The organism is Erwinia sp. PsM31, assembly GCF_030433775.1.
GTDB classification, from domain to species: Bacteria; Pseudomonadota; Gammaproteobacteria; order Enterobacterales; family Enterobacteriaceae; genus Erwinia; species Erwinia aeris.
Window position 1 is genome coordinate 60049 of record NZ_JARUWZ010000019.1, and the last position, 18301, is coordinate 78349.

Sequence of the window (18301 nt, forward strand, 5' to 3'; positions counted from 1 at the left end):
GTAAAGGCTTGATAAAAAAGGAAAGGCATTCTGTAAAAAGGCTGAATCAGCTTCGTACAAAATCCGCTGCTTTATTTAAGGGATATAAAGCAGCGTTATGAACGAAATAATTATTTTTGTGCCGGATAAAGATTTTGCTGGTTTATCCAGTTAATCACTGCCTCTGGCAGCATCCCGTCGCAGGAAAGGCCGGCGCGGCGGCGTTGCCGGATCTCGGTAGCGGAAATCGGCAGCAGCAACGTATCAGCAAGAAAAACCGATCCGGCGGGAAAATGATGCAGCCGCGAAATATCTTCTGTGCGGTGCGTGTCAAGCCAGTGCTGCTGTTCCGGCGTGGCCATGTTTTCGGCATAGCCGGGACGTTTACAAACCAGCAGATGGCAATAATCCAGCAGCTCCTGCCAGCGATGCCATTTATGCAGCGTCAGCAGGGAATCCTGACCGATAATAAACCCCAGCGGCTGCTGTTCTCCACGCTCCCGGCGAAGCTCAATTAATGTATCAATCGTCCACGAGGGAGTCTGACGCTGTAATTCGCGCTGGTCGATATCAAAAAGTGAATTATTAGCGATAGCCAGAGAAAGCATTTTTACGCGCTGGGCCGGAGAGGCTTCCGGCTGAGGGCGATGGGGCGGCACGTTGTTGGGCAACAGGGTAATCTTTTGCAGGCCAAGCCGGGCGGCCAGCGTTTCCACCGGGCGAAGATGGCCGTAGTGGACAGGATCGAAGGTGCCGCCAAACAGCGCCTGGAGCGTGGCCGGTTCAGTCATCGCAGAAGGTCTCGGGAAAAGCAGTGGTGCAGAGCAGCAGCGACAGCGTTTCCAGCTCGCGCCAGACAGCCTGACCATAATCCTGCTTGATCGTCAGTTCGATACGCGTCAGCAGCCTCACCGCCTGCGCCAGCTGTTTCGCCGTCAGCCGCTGCAGGGCCTCCGTAAACAGCGGGCGACGGTTCTGCCAGACGCGATGCTGGTCAAACAGCGTGCGCAGCGGCGCCTGCTGCATTTGCCGCTGTAGCGTCAGCAATGTCAGCAGCTCTCTTTGCAGCGTGCGCAGCAGGATCACCGGCTCGCTCTCTTCCGCTTTCAGCTGGCGCAAAATATGCTGCGCCCGCTTGCTTTTGCCGGCCAGCAGCGCATCCACCCAGTGAAAGGGCGTAAAATGGGCGGCGTCATTAACCGCCTGTTCCACTCTGGGCAGCGTTAATTTGCCGTCCGGCCAGAGCAGCGAAAGGCGTTCCAGCGCCTGCGACAGCGCCAGCAGATTGCCTTCGTAGCAGTAGCAGAGCAGCTGCACGGCTGCATCGTCCACCGTCAGCCGCATGCTTTTCGCGCGCGCGTTTACCCAGCGAGGCAGCTGAGCCTGCTCGGGCGTCTGACAGGGCACGATAACCGCGTTGACGCTGAGCGCTTTAAACCACGCGCTGTTTTCCTGAGCTTTGGTCAGTTTAGGCGCGCGCAGCAGCAGCAGAATATCCTCGTGCAGCAGCGTGGACAGCGTCAGCAGCTTTTCCGCTATCGCGGCATTCGGGCCGTTTTCCGGCAGCGATAAAAGCAGCGTCTGGCGGCTGGCGAACAGGCTGAGCGCCTGACAGGTTGAATAGATGGCGTCCCAGTCGGTCTGTTGATCGACCGCGACGCTGAAATGTTCGGTGAAGCCCTGCTGCTGGGCGCCGGCTCGTACGGCATCCTGCGCCTCCTGCAGCAGCAGCGGTTCATTACCGCTCAGAATATAGCAGGCGCGCAGCCCCTCACGGAGCTGCGCGACAAGCTGTTCAGGATAGATCCTGATCATCTGGCGTAAGAGCTATCTGGTAAAACAGCGCGCGATGAAGTCTGGTCAATCGCAGGCGGTGAATTCCCCAGCGTATTGACGGAGCTGTCGTTTTCCGCCGCGTGGACGGTCAGCAGCTTACGCACCAGCTGCTGGGCAGCCTGCACGCGCATTTCACTGATGATGATGTCCTGCTCGGAATCTTTCGCCAGCGCCGCCAGCGGGTTATCAAAGAAGGAGCGATAAACCGTGGCGCTCAGCGGATAGATGCCTTTATTCGGGATCAATACCTGCGCGTTAACGGTCATCACCAGCGAGTACTCGGCGGTTTTACCATCCTGGAAAATAGACGCGGTGTCGCGTCCCTGAGTTTCCGTCCCCAGACGCAGCGACGGCACGTCTTTGCGCAGGCCCGGTTTTTCCAGCACGGTTACGTTGTTAAGACGCAGCTGCTCACGAACGGCACGCGCCAGCGGCCCGTACGGATCGCCCGTATCCACGATCATGGTTTTCATTTCGTGCGGAACCGACGTGGTTCCGCGCAGGTGATAGCCACAGCCGGCGGTAAGCAACACCAGCCCGGCGATAAGCAAAGAGATAATCTGTCGCACGCTTCCTCCTGACATTAACCCACGACCAGGTTAAGCAGCTTGCCCTGAACGTAAATCACTTTACGAATAGTTACGCCATCAAGATATTTTGCGACCAGATGCTCCTGTGCGGCACGCGCCTGCACCTGCTCCTGAGTCGCATCCGCCGGAACGGTGATCTTGCCGCGAACCTTGCCATTTACCTGCACCACCACCAGCAGAGAATCCTCTACCATTGCGGCGTCGTCAGCCTGCGGCCACGGCGCATTATCCACTTCGCCTTCGCCGCCCAGCGCTTCCCACAGGGTGAAGCAGGCGTGCGGGGTGAAAGGATAGAGCATACGCACGACGGCCAGCAGCGCTTCATGCATCAGCGCCCGATCCTGCGGCTCTTCCTGCGGCGCGCGCGCCAGTTTGTTCATCAGCTCCATAATGGCGGCGATGGCGGTGTTAAAGGTCTGGCGACGGCCAATATCGTCCGAGACTTTAGCGATGGTTTTGTGCAGATCGCGACGCAGCGACTTCTGATCTTCATTAAGGCTGTTCAGGTCGAGCGCGCCAGCCGGGCCTTTCGCAGTATGTTCAAAGACCAGCTTCCACACGCGCTTCAGGAAGCGGTTAGCGCCTTCCACGCCGGACTCCTGCCATTCCAGCGTCATTTCGGCCGGAGAGGCGAACATCATAAACAGACGCACGGTATCCGCGCCGTAGCGCTCGACCATGACCTGTGGATCGATACCGTTGTTTTTCGACTTGGACATTTTGCTCATGCCCGCGTACACCAGCTCGTGGCCCGCTTCGTCGGTGGCCTTCACGATGCGGCCTTTTTCGTCGCGCTCGACGGTTACGTCAACCGGCGATACCCAGTTGCGCTCGCCGTTGGCGCCCAGCCAGTAGAAGGCGTCAGCCAGCACCATGCCCTGGCAGAGCAGGCGTTTGGCTGGCTCATTGGAGCTGACCAGACCGGCGTCGCGCAGCAGCTTGTGGAAGAAGCGGAAGTAAAGCAGGTGCATGATCGCGTGTTCGATGCCGCCTACATACTGATCGACCGGCAGCCAGTAGTTGGCCGCAGCCGGATCCAGCATCCCTTTGTCGAAATCCGGGCAGGTATAGCGCGCGTAGTACCAGGATGACTCCATGAAGGTGTCGAAGGTGTCGGTTTCACGCAACGCCGGCCGGCCGTTGACGGTGGTTTTTGCCCACTCGGGATCGGCTTTAATCGGGCTGGTGATGCCGTCCATGGTGACATCTTCCGGCAGGATCACCGGCAGCTGATCTTCCGGCGTCGGCATAACCGTGCCGTCCTCCAGCGTTACCATAGGGATTGGCGCGCCCCAGTAGCGCTGACGGGAAACGCCCCAGTCGCGCAGGCGGTAATTGACCTTGCGCTCACCCACGCCTTTCTCCGCCAGGCGGGTGGCGATGGCGTTAAAGCCTTCTTCATAGGAGAGGCCGTCGAATTCGCCGGAGTTGAACAGCGTGCCTTTTTCGGTCATTGCTGCCGCGCTCAGATCCGGCTCGCTGCCGTCCGCATTGAGGATAACCGGCTTCACCGGCAGATCGTATTTGGTGGCAAACTCCCAGTCACGCTGATCGTGGCCCGGAACGGCCATCACTGCGCCGGTGCCGTATTCCATCAGCACGAAGTTGGCGACCCACACCGGCAGCTGTTCGCCGGTCAGCGGATGGGTGGCGAACAGACCGGTCGCCATGCCTTTTTTCTCCATTGTCGCCATTTCTGCTTCGGCGACTTTGGTGTTGCGGCATTCAGCGATGAAATCCGCCAGCACGGGGTTGTTCATTGCGGCCTGGATGGCCAGCGGATGACCGGCAGCAACACCCAGATAGGTCACGCCCATAAAGGTATCCGGACGCGTAGTATAGACGGTCAGCTTCTCTTCACTGTCTTTGACGTCAAAGGTGATTTCCACGCCTTCGGAGCGGCCAATCCAGTTGCGCTGCATGGTTTTGACCTGCTCAGGCCAGCTTTCCAGCGTGTCCAGATCGTTTAACAGCTCGTCGGCATAGGCGGTGATTTTGATAAACCACTGCGGGATCTCTTTACGCTCGACCTTGCTGTCGCAGCGCCAGCAGCAGCCGTCGATAACCTGTTCGTTAGCCAGCACGGTCTGGTCATTCGGGCACCAGTTAACGGCGGAGGTTTTTTTGTAGACCAGGCCTTTTTCATACAGTTTGGTGAAGAACCACTGCTCCCAGCGATAGTATTCCGGCTGGCAGGTTGCCAGTTCGCGGCTCCAGTCATAGCCAAAGCCCAGCAGCTTAAGCTGGTTCTTCATATAGGCGATATTGTCGTAGGTCCACGGCGCTGGCGCGGTGTTGTTTTTTACCGCGGCGCCTTCGGCAGGCAGGCCAAACGCATCCCAGCCGATAGGCTGCAGCACGTTTTTGCCCAACATGCGCTGATAGCGGGAGATCACGTCGCCGATGGTGTAGTTACGCACGTGGCCCATATGTAGGCGGCCAGAAGGATAGGGCAGCATGGAGAGGCAGTAGTACTTCTCTTTGCCTTCCTCTTCGGTGACTTTAAAGGTTTGCTTCTCGTCCCAGTGCTGTTGAACACGGGATTCTATCTCTTCCGGGCGATATTGCTCTTGCATGGCAGCCAGTGGTCCTTTGTAAATAGCGCCGGGCACCTGGTGAGTCGCGCCGGGCTTAATGTTCGTTCAGATCCGCATAGCATAGCTGATCCGCCCCCGGCGCAACAACAGTAACCGCCCCGACAACGGGCATTTCTCTGCAAGCTGGAAGATGGCAGGCAAATTTCACCGCCGTCCCGCTGCAATAATCCGTTTAGCGCTAAACTGAATGAAGCATATATCGGCACGCTCAGGAGATAAAATGAACAAGGTTGCTCAGTATTATCGTGAACTGGTTTCCTCTCTGACCGAGAGAATTAATAAAGGCGAGCATGATATTGATGCTTTGGTGGAGGCCGCCCGGCAGCGCATGAATAATCGCGGCGAACTGACGCGCAGTCAGATTGACGACGTTACCCGCGCCGTGCGCCGCGATCTGGAAGAGTTCGCCCGCAGCTATACGGAAAATCAGGCGGACAGCGGCGACAGCGTTTTTATGCGGGTTATTCGGGAAAGCGTCTGGAAAGAACTGGCGGATATCACCGACAAGAGCCAGCTGGAGTGGCGCGAGGTTTTCCAGGATTTAAATCATCACGGCGTTTATCAGAGCGGCGAGGTGGTCGGGTTGGGCAATCTGGTCTGCGAAAAATGCCAGTTTACCCGAGCTATCTATACGCCGGAAACGCTGACGCGCTGTCCGGAATGCGGCAACGATCAGTTTCAGCGTCAGGCTTTTGAACCCTGAGCAGCAGGTAAACGCGCGGGCTGCTTTACTGCCCGCGCGGCAGATCCTGGGTCGAATTCCATTTAAAGCGCCGGGCCTTTTTACTGCCCGCGCTGGCTCAGGGACTAGTGCAGAATTTTGGCTAAGAAATCTTTCGCACGATCGGAGCTGGGATTATTAAAGAAATCGTCTTTCGGCGAATCCTCAATAATTTTGCCCTCATCCATAAAGATCACCCGGTTCGCCACTTTGCGGGCAAAGCCCATCTCGTGCGTCACCACCATCATGGTCATGCCTTCGTTCGCCAGCTCGACCATTACATCCAACACTTCGTTGATCATTTCCGGATCCAGCGCGGAAGTGGGTTCATCAAACAGCATCGCGACGGGATCCATACAGAGCGCCCGGGCGATAGCCACGCGCTGCTGCTGACCGCCGGAAAGCTGACCGGGATGTTTATTGGCGTGCGCAGACAGCCCTACGCGCTCCAGCAGCTTCAGGCCTTTCTGACGCGCCTCTTCTTTATTACGCCTGAGCACTTTAACCTGCGCCAGCGTCAGGTTTTCCACAATCGTCAGATGCGGGAAAAGCTCAAAATGCTGGAAAACCATGCCGACTTTCGCGCGCAGCTGCGCCAGATTAGTTTTCTTCTCCGTCACCGCCGTGCCGTTGACGGCGATGCTGCCTTGCTGAACGGGTTCAAGACCGTTGACCGTTTTGATCAGCGTCGATTTGCCGGAGCCGGAAGGGCCGCAGACCACGACCACTTCGCCTTTTTTAACTTCGGTAGAGCAGTCGGTCAGTACCTGAAAGTGACCATACCACTTAGAAACGTTTTTCAGGGTAATCATTTAAACCGTCCTTTTTTTCTTCAGATAGCTGACCAAAAGCGAAGCGCTAAGGCTGATAACAAAGTAAACCGCGCCGGCAAACAGCACCATCTCGATCTCGGTGCCGTTATTGATGCCGATAGTGTCGGCGGTGCGGAAGAAGTCGGCAAGGCTGAGGACGTACACCAGCGAAGTATCCTGAAACAGCACGATACCCTGAGTCAGCAGCAGCGGCACCATGGCGCGAAACGCCTGCGGCAGAATAATCAGCTGCATCGCCTGCCACTGCGTCATGCCCAGCGCCAGCGCGGCCTTGCCCTGACCGCCCGCGATACTCAAAATGCCCGCGCGGATAATTTCCGAATAGTAGGCGGCTTCAAACAAGGCGAAGGCGACCATTGCGGAGATCAGCCGGATATCGGTTTTAGGGGAGATCCCCAGCACCTGCTGTAAAAAGCTGGGCACCACCAGATAAAACCAGAGCAGCACCATCACCAGCGGGACGGAGCGGAACAGGTTAACGTACAGTTTGGCGAACCAGCTGACGAGCTTAAATCTCGACAGCCGCATCACGGCCAGCAGCGTGCCCCAGATAATGCCGAACACCACGGCGATAGCGGTGATTTTCAGCGTGATAATCATGCCGTTAATCAGGTAGGGCAGATTGGGAACAATGGTGCTCCAGTCAAACTCGTACATTATTTGCCTCCCATGCCGCCGGGCAGGCGCACTTTGCGTTCGACCAGGCTCATCAGCAGCATGATTACGACGTTAATGGCGATGTAGGCCACGGTGATTGCGGTAAAGGATTCATAAGCGTGCGCGGAATAATCCAGCAGTTTACCCGCCTGTGCCGCCATATCGACCAGCCCGATGGTTGAGGCGATAGCGGAGTTTTTTACCAGGTTCAGCATTTCCGAGGTCATCGGCGGCACAATTACCCGGTAGGCGTTGGGCAGCAGCACGTAGCGGTAGGTTTGCGGCAGCGTCAATCCCATTGCCAGGCCGGCATTCTTCTGACCGCGCGGCAGCGACTGAATGGCAGCGCGCACCTGTTCGCAGACGCGAGCGGCGGTGAACAGGCCCAGGCAGAGTACAGAACAGGTGAAAAACTGAATATTGGGATCCAGCTCTGACTTAAACCACATGCCGACGCTTTCCGGCAGCAGCTCCGGCACCACCAGATACCAGATAAAAAACTGTACGATCAGCGGTACGTTGCGGAACAGCTCCACGTAGCAGGTGCCAAGAGCGGAAAGCCAGCGGTTGGGTACGGTACGCAAAATACCGAACAGCGATCCGACACAGAGGGCGATGATCCAGGCGCAGACGGAGACGGCGATGGTGACCTGAAAGCCGGACCACAGCCATCCCAGATAGGTGGTATTACCGAACGGGGCCTGCTGCAGGAAAATACCCCAGTTCCAATCAATAGACATAAGTCACTCCGGTAGAAAAAAGGGTAGCAGCGCTACCCTGAAGATTGATGAGAGGCGTGTTTACCGTGGGGAACGACCGCGGCAAACGTCAGCCTGACTGTCGGCTTGTTGGTGCCGAACTTTTCAGGCCGCTGTCTGTCCTTGCCCGTGTTCAACAATCAAAGGCGGCACGCCGCCCTTATTTTTGTTATTAATTCAGCGCCTTATCATTCGGTGTTTTGAACGTGGCTTTCATATCTTCAGAAAGCGCGAAGTTCATATTCAGGTTTTTAGGCGGAATAGGCTGGGTAAACCATTTGTCGAACCATTTTGTCGCCTCGCCTGACGTCTGCGCTTTAGCGATGGTTTCATCCATCAGCTGTTTAAAGGCGGTATCGCCTTTGCGCAACATACAGCCGTAGGCTTCTTTCGACTGCGGCGTGCCTACGATTTCCCAGTTATCCGGTTTTTTGGCCTTGGCGCGTTCGCCTGCCAGCAGCGCATCGTCCATCATAAAGGCGACGGCACGGCCGCTTTCCAGCGTACGGAACGAGTCGCCGTGATCTTTAGCGCTGATGATACGCATCTCCAGCTTCTTCTCGTCGTTCAGCTTGTGCAGCAGGATCTCAGATGTAGTGCCGGAAGTGACCACCACGGTTTTGCCTTTCAAATCCGGGAAATCCTTAATCGGACTGCCTTTTTTCACCAGCAAACGGGTGCCGATAACAAAGACGGTATTGGAGAAGGCCGCCTGTTGCTGACGTTCCGCGTTATTAGTGGTAGAGCCGCACTCAAAATCATAGGTGCCGTTTTGCAGCAGCGGGATACGGTTTTGCGAGGTGATCGGCAGCATTTTCACCTGCAGATCGGGCTTGTTCAGTTTGGCTTTGATCGCCGCCACGATGGCGTTGGAATAATCCTGCGAATAGCCGACGACTTTTTGCTGGTTGTCATAGTAAGAAAAAGGAACGGAAGACTCACGATGGCCGACGACGATAACGCCGTTTTTGGCAATTTTGTCCAGCGTGCTTTGCGGGGCATCAGCTGCGTGAGCCACGGCGGAGGACAGGCCAGCCAGTGCCAGCAGGCACAGCCCAGTTTTCCGAAATTTCATCTCCAACTCCTTCGTTGTAAAGCGCCATAACGGTGCGCCGATTGTGATGTTGTGTTTGTAACCGTTTATTGTTGTATTTTCAGCGCCAGGGCCGCGCCGGATAGCCATAACATAGCTGAATGTTAACGGTATGAAACAATAAAGTTTCGGTTTTGCGAAGCGTGCCGCACCAAAATAATGCATTGCCTGAAGGGCTGCCCGCTGGTGGCGCAGAGGACGAGCAGTTATGGTGCATTTCCGGCCAGCCGGTCGCTGTCGCTGACGTTTTCAGCGTAGTCGGGAAATAAATTGCAATCGCCATGCCAGATTTTCCGTATGGCTTTGTTGTGAGTGGTTTTTACGCGGGAAAGGTTCGGAAGAAAGCAGAAAAACGGGATGTGAAAGGCATGGAGGAAATAAAGCGCAGGGAGCCGGCAAAACGCCCTGCGCTTTAACTATCAGCGTCTGTTCCGCCGGCCGGTAAACAGGGCGGCCGCAGCAAACAGCGCTGTCACAATCCATACCGTCCAGTTGCCGAAACGCGCGTACGGCGTAAGTCCACGGGTTGGCGTAACGCCGGTTGCCAGTACATCCGGAACAAATTGCGGGATCATCTCTTCCGCGCTGCCGTCCGCATCAATTACCGCCGTCACGCCGTTGTTGGTATCGCGCAGCAGCGGTCGGCCCAGCTCCAGCGCGCGCATCCGCGCCATCTGGAAATGCTGCCACGGCCCAATGGAATGACCGAACCAGGCATCGTTAGAGATAGTCAGCAGAAAATCGGTATCGGGACGGAAATTATCCCGCAGCTGCTGGCCCAGCACGATTTCATAGCAGATTGCCGCCGTCAGCTTATAGCCGCCCGCCTGGAGCTGCGGCTGGCGATAGGCGCCACGGCTAAACGAAGACATTGGCAGATCGAAAAAGGGCGCCAGCGGACGCAATAACGCCTCCAGCGGCACGAATTCGCCAAATGGCACCAGATGGTTTTTCTGGTAGCGGCTGCCGCTTTCGTAGCTGTAGGGCTGTTTATCACCCAGCACAATGATCGAGTTGTAATCGTGATAGCGATTATTTTCCAGTCGCGAATCGACAATACCGGTGATCAGGCTGCTGCCCTGGGAACGCAGCTCGCGGTCTATGGTTTGCAGGAAAGGCTGCTGATTGGTTTCCAGATCGGGAATAGCCGACTCCGGCCAGATAATCAGCGGCGTCTTATTAACGTAAGGCCGCGTCAGCGCTGTATAGGTTTTCAGCGTGTTGATAAGCTGGTTGGGATCCCATTTCAGCGACTGAGGAATGTTGCCCTGCACCAGCGCGACATTTACCGTGCGTCCGGGCTGCGGCTGATACCAGCTAATCATGCGCAGCGGCCAGGGCAGCAGCAGCAGCGCCAGCGCGCCGACGGCCGCTATCCAGCTGCGTTTTGCCGCAGCAAAGACCACCAGCCCGGCGACGATGGTCAGGACAAAGGTAATGCCCTCCACGCCCGTCAGCGGCCCCAGCCCTTTTAGCGGCCCGTCAATCTGGCTGTAGCCAAATTGCAGCCACGGGAAGCCAGTGAGCACCCAGCCGCGCAGAAACTCGGTGATTTGCCACAGTACGGGCGCGGCCAGCGCCAGCCGCGTCAGCGAGGTTTTGGGGAACAGCCGGTTCAGCAGAGCGGCAAACAGCATGGTGTAGAGCGCAAGGTAAGCCGCCAGCAGGATCACCAGAAAAACGTTGACCGGGCCAGGCATGCCGCCAAACGTGGCGATACTGACATAGACCCAGTTAACGCCGCTGCCGAACAGGCCGAAACCCCAGACGAAACCGATAGCGGTTGCCTGGCGCGTCGAGCGGTTAAGGGTCAGCGCCAGCAGGCCGCAAAGCGAAACCAGCGCGGCGGGCCAGAAATCATAAGGCGAAAACGCCAGGGTGCCAGCGGCACCCGTCAGCAGCGCTAAAAGCAGGCGAACCCGCTGGCGCTGGTATAAAGAGGCAATAGCCATAGGGAAATTATTCTTCCAGTATCGGTTGCGTCGCGTTTTCCGGAATTTTGACGTGCACCTGAATAATACGGCGGCTGTCGGCCATGGCGACCTTGAACTGATAGCCTTCAATTTCGATGCTTTCGCCGCGCGCGGGCAGATGCCCGAACGCCTGCATCACCAGCCCGCCGATAGTATCCACTTCCTCATCGCTGAAGTGCGTTTCAAAGACCTCGTTGAAATCTTCAATCGGCGTCAGGGCGCGGATGGTGTAGGTATGACGGCTCAGCTGACGAATATCACGATCTTCCTCGTCGTCATATTCGTCTTCGATTTCGCCGACGATCAGCTCCAGAATATCTTCAATGGTGACCAGACCGGATACGCCGCCGAACTCATCAATCACAATCGCCATATGGTAGCGCTGCGAGCGAAACTCTTTCAGCATCCGGTCGACGCGCTTGCTCTCCGGCACCACTACAGCCGGACGCAGCACTTTTTCAATGCTGAACGGGGCGGATTCGCTGCTCATAAAAGGCAGCAAATCTTTCGCCATCAGAATGCCTTCGACATGATCCTTATCTTCGCTGATAACCGGAAAGCGCGAGTGGGCGGATTCGATAATGGTATCCAGGCACTCGTCGAGCGACTGGTTACGCTTCAGCGTCACCATCTGCGAGCGCGGGATCATAATGTCACGCACGCGCTGTTCAGCGATATCCATGACCCCTTCGAGCATGTCGCGGGTATCCTGGTCTATCAGCTCGTTCTGCTCGGAATCGCGGATTAGCTCCAGCAGATCGTCGCGGTTTTTAGGCTCACCGTGAAACAGCTGGTTGAGGATAAGGGTAAAAAATCCCTTTTTGCTACTGGGACTGTCGTTGTTCTGTGAATGGTCATCGCTCATGGCGTTTTTGTTTCTGTCACTCTTGCTGAGATTAAGGGTGTCCCTTCCGGTGGGGAAGGGACGCGGTTTAGAACTCTTTCTCCGAAATGTACGGGTCGGCATAACCAAGAGCAAGCATTATCTCGGTCTCGATCGCCTCCATCTCTTCGGCTTCGTCATCTTCGATATGATCATAGCCCAGCAGATGCAGGCTGCCGTGAATGACCATATGCGCCCAGTGCGCCAGCAGCGGTTTTTCCTGCTCTGCCGCTTCCTGCTCCACCACCTGGCGACAGATGATCAGGTCGCCCAGCAGCGGCAGCTCAATGCCCGGCGGCGCTTCAAAAGGAAACGACAGCACGTTAGTGGGTTTGTCCTTGCTGCGATAGGTGTGGTTCAGCTCGCGGCTTTCTGCCTCATCCACCACGCGGATCGTTACTTCGCTTTCTTCCTGAAACTGCGGCAGCACCGCTTCCAGCCAGCGCTGAAAATCCGCTTCGGCCGGTAAACCTTCCGGCTGTTCGCACGCCAGCTGTAAATCCAGTATTACGGTACTCATTTCTGCTCCTGCGCGGCCTGCTGCAGCGCCAGCGCCTCGCGTTTACGTTCTTCGGCCAGCGCGTCACGGCGCTTCTGGTCGGCGGCTTCCCAGGCTTCATAGGCGATAACCACGCGGGCGACCACCGGGTGACGCACAACGTCCTCGCTGTGGAAGAAGTTAAAGCTGATCTCTTCCACGTCGGCCAGCACTTCAATCGCGTGACGCAGGCCCGATTTCAGGTTGCGCGGCAGGTCAATCTGCGTGACGTCGCCGGTGATGACCGCTTTGGAGTTGAAGCCGATGCGGGTCAGGAACATCTTCATCTGTTCGATGGTGGTGTTCTGACTTTCATCCAGAATGATAAAGGCGTCGTTCAGCGTGCGGCCGCGCATATAGGCCAGCGGCGCGACTTCAATCACGTTGCGCTCAATCAGCTTTTCCACGCGCTCGAAGCCCAGCATTTCAAACAGGGCGTCATACAGCGGACGCAGGTAAGGATCGACCTTCTGGCTCAGATCGCCGGGCAGAAAGCCCAGCTTTTCGCCAGCTTCCACCGCCGGACGCGTCAGCAGGATACGGCGCACTTCCTGACGCTCCAGCGCGTCTACCGCCGCGGCTACCGCCAGGTAAGTTTTCCCGGTACCGGCCGGGCCGACACCAAAAGTGATATCGTGATCGAGCATATTTGCCACGTACTGCGCCTGGTTAGGCGTACGCGGTTTGATGACGCCGCGTTTGGTCTTGATGGTGACCGCTTTGCCATATTCCGGCACGCTCTCCGCCGACTGTTCCAGCACCCGGCTCTCTTTGATCGCCAGATGGATCTGCTCGGGATCGATATCCGGGATATTGCCGCGTACGGGAGCCGTATCGACATAAAGGTCGCGCAGAATACGAACGGCGGCGTCGACAATCAGTGATTTGCCCGTCAGCTTAAAGGCGTTATCGCGACGATTAATCTCAATGCCTAACCGGCGTTCCAGCTGCTTGATATTGTCGTCGAACGGGCCACACAGGCTCAGCAGACGATGATTATCAGCAGGATCTAAAGTGATTTCGCGTGTTTCAATATTCAAACTAATCCTTTGGGTCGCTCAGGGCCAGGTTGAGGATGGCTTTTTACAGGCTGGTCACGCCGGTAACGCCGTGACCATAAGGGAATTATTTATGGCTGCGCCCTAATGCGCAAGCGCAGGTAAAGATATTTGGGCACAGTGCGCAGAAAGCAAGCCGCGTACGCGTTTTCAGGCGGCGAACCTGTGAGATTCGCCGCAAAAATTCGGTGGGATCAGGGCTGGAACAGGCCAACGCCCAGCTCGTTTTCCTTGCGCGTGCGCGCAATCACGGAAGCCGGGGATTCAATAGTGCGCAGGCCCATTTCCTCTTCGGTGCGCACGACTTTGCCGCGCAGCGAGTTGGTATAGACATCGACGATCTCAACATCCACAAACTTGCCGATCATCTCTGGCGTGCCTTCAAAGTTTACCACGCGGTTGTTTTCCGTGCGGCCGGACAGCTCCATCACGTTCTTACGCGAGGTGCCTTCCACCAGGATACGCTGAACGGTGCCCAGCATCCGGCGGCTCCATGCCATCGCCTGCTGGTTAATGCGATCCTGGAGGATCCACAAACGCTGCTTCTTCTCTTCTTCCGGCACGTCGTCCGGCAGATCGGCGGCAGGCGTACCCGGACGGGCAGAATAGATAAAGCTGTAGCTGGTGTCGAAATTGACCTCGCCGATCAGCTTCATGGTCTGCTCAAAATCCTGCTGGGTTTCGCCAGGGAAGCCGATAATGAAATCCGAGCTGATCTGAATGTCCGGTCGCGCCGCGCGCAGCTTGCGAATAATCGCTTTATATTCCAGCGCGGTATGGGCGCGCTTCATCAGCGTCAGAATACGGTCTGCGCCGCTCTGGACGGGCAGATGCAGGAAGCTGACCAGCTCCGGCGTGTCGCGGTAGACTTCAATGATATCGTCCGTGAACTCAATCGGATGGCTGGTGGTGAAGCGGATGCGGTCGATGCCGTCAATCGCCGCCACCAGGCGCAGCAGGTCGGCAAAGGTGCAAACTTCGCCGTCAAAGGTTTCGCCGCGATAGGCATTGACGTTCTGACCCAGCAGATTGACTTCACGCACGCCCTGCGCCGCCAGCTGGGCGATTTCAAACAGAATATCGTCGCATGGACGGCTGACTTCCTCACCGCGGGTATAAGGCACCACGCAGAAAGTACAATATTTATTGCAGCCTTCCATAATAGAAACGAAGGCCGTCGGGCCGTCTGCTTTGGGTTCCGGCAGGCGGTCAAATTTTTCAATCTCCGGGAAGCTGATATCAACAATCGGGCTTTTGGAGCCGCGCACGGTATTGATCATTTCCGGCAGGCGATGCAGCGTCTGCGGGCCGAAAACGATATCGACGAAATGCGCACGCTGGCGAATATGTTCGCCTTCCTGCGACGCCACGCAGCCGCCCACGCCGATGACCACATCGGGATTGCGATCCTTCAGCGTTTTCCAACGCCCAAGCTGATGGAAAACTTTTTCCTGGGCCTTTTCACGAATGGAACAGGTGTTGAGCAGCAGCACATCCGCCTCTTCCGCCACTTCCGTCAGGGAATAGCCGTGGGTGCTGTTTAACAGGTCAGCCATTTTGGATGAGTCATACTCATTCATCTGACAGCCCCAGGTTTTGATATAAAGTTTTTTCGTCATCTGGTTGCCATTTATCATGCAGGAGAGAATGCAGGGCGCGTATTGTAAAGCTTTGCTGCTGTGGTGACCAGCACCGCGCCGTTTTCTCAACAGCCGCTAAAAATCCGGTACACTTAGGGTAACAGAATTAGCCCGTCGGACGTCCACTGGACAGGAAAATATGATGACAGAAACAACGCAAAAATGGGATGTCGCTATCGTGGGCGGCGGGATGGTAGGCGCGGCGCTGGCCAGCGGACTGGCGGTGCAGGGCTTTCAGGTAACGGTATTGGAAAAGCAGGAGCCGGCTGAATTCGTGGCCGAGAGCGATCCGGATATCCGCATTTCCGCGCTGGGCGCCTCTTCGGTTGACCTGTTGAAGCAGCTGGAGGTCTGGCCTCGCGTTCAGGCAATGCGCAGCGCGCCTTACCGCAAGCTGGAGACATGGGAGTGGCAGACGGCGCAGGTTGGTTTTGACGCCGCTTCGCTGGGCCTGCCGGAGCTGGGTTTTATGGTGGAGAACAGCGTACTGCAACGGGCGCTCTGGCAGCGGCTCCAGCAGCAGGAAGTCGCGTTGAAAACGCCTGCGCGGCTGCAAACGCTGCAGGCCTGTAACGGCGGCTGGGCATTGACGCTGGCGGACGGCGAAAAGCTTCACGCCAGGCTGGTAGTGGGCGCCGACGGCGCCAGTTCACAGGTACGCCAGCTGGCAGGCATTGGCATTCGCGGCTGGAACTATGCGCAGGCCTGTATGCTGATCAGCGTGCGCTGCGAGCACGACGCCGGCGACTGTACCTGGCAACACTTTACGCCAACGGGGCCAAGAGCTTTCTTGCCGCTGTTTAACGGCTGGGCGTCGCTGGTGTGGTACGACAGCCCGGCGAGGATTCGTCAGCTACAGGCTATGAGCATGGCGCAGCTGGCGGAGGAGATCAAAACGCATTTCCCGGCGCGGTTAGGCAAAGTGACGCCGGTAGCGGCAGGATCCTTTCCGCTGGTACGCCGACATGCTACCCGCTACGTGCTGCCGGGGCTGGCACTGGTAGGCGACGCTGCACACACCATTAATCCGCTGGCGGGGCAGGGCGTGAATTTAGGCTATCGCGACGTGGACGCGCTGATTGATACGCTGACCGCCTCATGTGAGCGGGCCGAAGACTGGGCGTCGGAAAGAGTACTGCTGCGCTACCAGCGCTCACGCCATACGGATAATCTGCTGATGCAGAGCGGCATGGATCTCTTCTATTTCGCCTTCAGCACGCAGGCGGCGCCTCTACGTATTTTGCGTAATCTGGGCCTGATGGCGGCGGAGAGGTCGGGCGTGCTGAAGCGGCAGGCGTTGCGCTACGCATTGGGATTATAGGTTTTAATACGCAGCTTCAGATGCAGCGCGCAGGTATGAAGCGCAAGAGGTTTCTTTAAGCTTAAGGTCCGACAGGACCTTATTATTTGCGGCGTTCGGCTTCTGTTTACTGACAACGTTACTTTCTCTGGCAGAGTAGATAAGCACTGCTTACTGGATAAGCTGACGCAGATTGGCACTTATCCCGTTTGGATGGGGTTTAACTATCTCTGCTTGCTGAGCTGCAGATCCCAACACCACAATGCCTTGGTTGTTCATGAGGTAATATCGGCAGGTTCTCTGCTGAGGTGTTGCATTACCGGCTGGCTCTTTTAAGGTGCGCACAGAGGGTCGCTGTGGCATCAAGGCTGGAACGAGTGGAATACGTGAGGGCAAACACTTGCTGAGTAACATCAACAAGACGTTCACTCACCTTTCAAAGTTTGGTTTTTTAGCTTTATCTTCGTGATGGTATGTTTAGATGTTTTGTTGGCGAAATACTTTAGCTTGCTCTGTCCACGCGGTAACCTGACGTTCATCTTCTATCAACGCGTGAGCTGCGTCCTGGCAGTAGTCGATCACATAAAAATGATAGTCGCGGTCGCGGTCAATGAAATACGAGTAAACCACATAACTGTCGCTTGTCGACGCCCATTGTATCTTTAGTCCACTTTCATCCTCCCAACAGCACCCTTCTTGCCAGATGTGAACGTGGTGCAACTCTTCCTCACGGGCAGATGATGGCCGCTCCATTAACTTATCCCGACCTATAGTATCGATATGTGCTGGATGCTGTAACTGAACATGAATTGGAGGGGCGGGAATGTCACCAAAATCCATGCATTCCCGCTTATATTGCTCAAATTCTTCGATAGGTAATGCTGCCACCGGGTATTGGCTGATAATGTCTGTAAGTGCCTGAGATCTGCTTATTTTAAATCCCATTGTTGCCGCTTCTCTTCCATTTTGGCCGCAAGAATTTCAGAAGCAGCACTTAGTCGTGCCTTGTATTCAGCGGAACGACGAAGAGTTTGCCGCGGCTTCTCGCTGTTTTTAACTTCATGCTTCTGTGTCATATGTTACTCCTTATCACGCATCGTGATTTACGAGTTCAGTATATAGCCACAGTTATATTCAATCAATGTCATGTTGACCCAACCTGATACCATCTCAGTGGACCATGCCTGTTTCGCTGGTCGCCGCGCCTTCCTTACAAAATTGTTATCCGCAACCGCATGTTGAAGTAGTTACATGTAGCACTAATATAGTCAAAAGCCCGGAACCCAGTGTTAGCCTGACCGGACTCATGCTCCTGGAGCTAACATACCTCCACTTTGCCAATAATGTCGTGAGTGATAAGCGATTGCGCGCTCGGTAGCATGTTGTCAGGCGGCATTGCCCTTCACGGTAAACGAATTCGTCGTCATTCCTACTCGTGTATGGTGCAAATCAATAAGAGGAGGACAACAGGCCCATCGGTTTTCAGGTGCGACTCTTTAATCCATCCGTACTGAAGAAAGCGGCAAGCGGGCATTAAAGGAACTTTCTTAAGTCTTTTGGTGATAATACGACGGGGAGTGTGATAAACGGTTGTACATTCTGCGCATCGCAAAGCAGTTGTGAGGAAAGATCGCAGACGTAAAAAAGCCCGCTTGCGCGGGCTTCTTTACTTATTGGCTGGGGTGCAGGGATTCGAACCCCGGAATGCTGGTATCAGAAACCAGTGCCTTACCGCTTGGCGACACCCCAATTTTTTGGGTGCGATCCGCTTGTGCAGATCGTCTTTTTTATGGCTGGGGTGCAGGGATTCGAACCCCGGAATGCTGGTATCAGAAACCAGTGCCT

18 protein-coding genes and 1 tRNA gene are annotated in these 18301 nt (G+C 56.0%); 2 read left to right on the forward strand and 17 right to left on the reverse strand.

Annotated features, from left to right (window positions below; translation table 11 throughout):
- Window positions 1–110 precede the first annotated feature (110 nt).
- Genes nadD through leuS form a run of 4 tightly spaced genes read right to left on the reverse strand, consistent with a single transcriptional unit; the run spans window position 111 to window position 4981 of the window.
- Window positions 111–770 carry a nicotinate-nucleotide adenylyltransferase gene (nadD, locus tag QCD69_RS15015; RefSeq protein ID WP_253454920.1) on the reverse strand — a complete coding sequence of 220 codons (660 nt, stop codon included), beginning with the start codon at window positions 768–770 and terminating at the stop codon, window positions 111–113.
- Window positions 763–1794, reverse strand: coding sequence for a DNA polymerase III subunit delta (gene holA, locus QCD69_RS15020; RefSeq protein ID WP_301252590.1), 1032 nt, complete (start codon window positions 1792–1794; stop codon window positions 763–765). Before holA ends, nadD begins: the two co-directional genes overlap by 8 nt.
- Window positions 1791–2384 carry an LPS assembly lipoprotein LptE gene (gene lptE, locus QCD69_RS15025; protein WP_301252591.1) on the reverse strand — a complete coding sequence of 198 codons (594 nt, stop codon included), beginning with the start codon at window positions 2382–2384 and terminating at the stop codon, window positions 1791–1793. The genes holA and lptE overlap by 4 nt, the downstream gene beginning before the upstream one ends.
- Before the next feature lie 14 nt (window positions 2385–2398).
- Entirely contained in the window at window positions 2399–4981 is a 2583-nt protein-coding gene (leuS, locus tag QCD69_RS15030; RefSeq protein WP_301252592.1) for a leucine--tRNA ligase, read from the reverse strand.
- A gap of 241 nt (window positions 4982–5222) precedes the next feature.
- Between leuS and QCD69_RS15035 the strand changes: the two genes are divergently transcribed.
- Entirely contained in the window at window positions 5223–5705 is a 483-nt protein-coding gene (locus QCD69_RS15035) for a zinc ribbon-containing protein (RefSeq protein ID WP_253454916.1), read from the forward strand.
- 104 nt (window positions 5706–5809) lie between these two features.
- Here QCD69_RS15035 and QCD69_RS15040 read toward each other — a convergent pair whose 3' ends face one another.
- From QCD69_RS15040 to miaB, 10 genes are all read right to left on the reverse strand, one after another.
- The gene (locus QCD69_RS15040; RefSeq protein WP_253454915.1) at window positions 5810–6535 is read right to left on the reverse strand and encodes an amino acid ABC transporter ATP-binding protein; all 726 of its coding nucleotides are present in this window, start codon (window positions 6533–6535) and stop codon (window positions 5810–5812) included.
- Window positions 6536–7213: a glutamate/aspartate ABC transporter permease GltK gene (gene gltK, locus QCD69_RS15045; protein ID WP_253454914.1), complete on the reverse strand. Its 678-nt coding sequence runs from the start codon at window positions 7211–7213 to the stop codon at window positions 6536–6538.
- Entirely contained in the window at window positions 7213–7953 is a 741-nt protein-coding gene (locus QCD69_RS15050; protein ID WP_253454913.1) for an amino acid ABC transporter permease, read from the reverse strand. Before QCD69_RS15050 ends, gltK begins: the two co-directional genes overlap by 1 nt.
- A 190-nt stretch (window positions 7954–8143) precedes the next feature.
- On the reverse strand, window positions 8144–9046 hold the full coding sequence (locus tag QCD69_RS15055; protein ID WP_253454912.1) for a glutamate/aspartate ABC transporter substrate-binding protein: 903 nt from the start codon (window positions 9044–9046) through the stop codon (window positions 8144–8146).
- Between the two features lie 79 nt (window positions 9047–9125).
- The gene (locus tag QCD69_RS15060; protein WP_253454910.1) at window positions 9126–9347 is read right to left on the reverse strand and encodes a hypothetical protein; all 222 of its coding nucleotides are present in this window, start codon (window positions 9345–9347) and stop codon (window positions 9126–9128) included.
- A gap of 136 nt (window positions 9348–9483) precedes the next feature.
- A complete protein-coding gene (gene lnt, locus QCD69_RS15065) occupies window positions 9484–11016 on the reverse strand; it encodes an apolipoprotein N-acyltransferase (RefSeq protein WP_253454909.1) in 1533 nt (510 codons plus the stop codon).
- Between the two features lie 7 nt (window positions 11017–11023).
- On the reverse strand, window positions 11024–11902 hold the full coding sequence (gene corC / locus QCD69_RS15070) for a CNNM family magnesium/cobalt transport protein CorC (RefSeq protein ID WP_125288572.1): 879 nt from the start codon (window positions 11900–11902) through the stop codon (window positions 11024–11026).
- A gap of 67 nt (window positions 11903–11969) precedes the next feature.
- Window positions 11970–12440 (reverse strand): rRNA maturation RNase YbeY, encoded by a 471-nt coding sequence (gene ybeY / locus QCD69_RS15075; protein ID WP_301252594.1) that lies wholly within the window; start codon window positions 12438–12440, stop codon window positions 11970–11972.
- The gene (locus QCD69_RS15080; RefSeq protein ID WP_253454907.1) at window positions 12437–13498 is read right to left on the reverse strand and encodes a PhoH family protein; all 1062 of its coding nucleotides are present in this window, start codon (window positions 13496–13498) and stop codon (window positions 12437–12439) included. The genes ybeY and QCD69_RS15080 overlap by 4 nt, the downstream gene beginning before the upstream one ends.
- 212 nt (window positions 13499–13710) lie before the next feature.
- Window positions 13711–15135, reverse strand: coding sequence for a tRNA (N6-isopentenyl adenosine(37)-C2)-methylthiotransferase MiaB (miaB, locus tag QCD69_RS15085; protein WP_253454906.1), 1425 nt, complete (start codon window positions 15133–15135; stop codon window positions 13711–13713).
- A gap of 163 nt (window positions 15136–15298) precedes the next feature.
- Here miaB and ubiF point away from each other — a divergent pair, with 163 nt between their 5' ends.
- On the forward strand, window positions 15299–16477 hold the full coding sequence (gene ubiF, locus QCD69_RS15090; RefSeq protein ID WP_301252600.1) for a 3-demethoxyubiquinol 3-hydroxylase: 1179 nt from the start codon (window positions 15299–15301) through the stop codon (window positions 16475–16477).
- A 456-nt stretch (window positions 16478–16933) separates the two neighbouring features.
- On the opposite strand, the gene QCD69_RS15095 is transcribed toward ubiF, so the two are convergent.
- The 3 genes from QCD69_RS15095 to QCD69_RS15105 form a co-directional block, all read right to left on the reverse strand.
- Window positions 16934–17401, reverse strand: coding sequence for a type II toxin-antitoxin system YafO family toxin (locus tag QCD69_RS15095; protein WP_301252595.1), 468 nt, complete (start codon window positions 17399–17401; stop codon window positions 16934–16936).
- Window positions 17386–17532 carry a hypothetical protein gene (locus QCD69_RS15100; protein ID WP_301252596.1) on the reverse strand — a complete coding sequence of 49 codons (147 nt, stop codon included), beginning with the start codon at window positions 17530–17532 and terminating at the stop codon, window positions 17386–17388. Before QCD69_RS15100 ends, QCD69_RS15095 begins: the two co-directional genes overlap by 16 nt.
- A gap of 598 nt (window positions 17533–18130) precedes the next feature.
- Window positions 18131–18205, reverse strand: a tRNA-Gln gene (locus QCD69_RS15105).
- Between the last annotated feature and the right edge of the window lie 96 nt (window positions 18206–18301).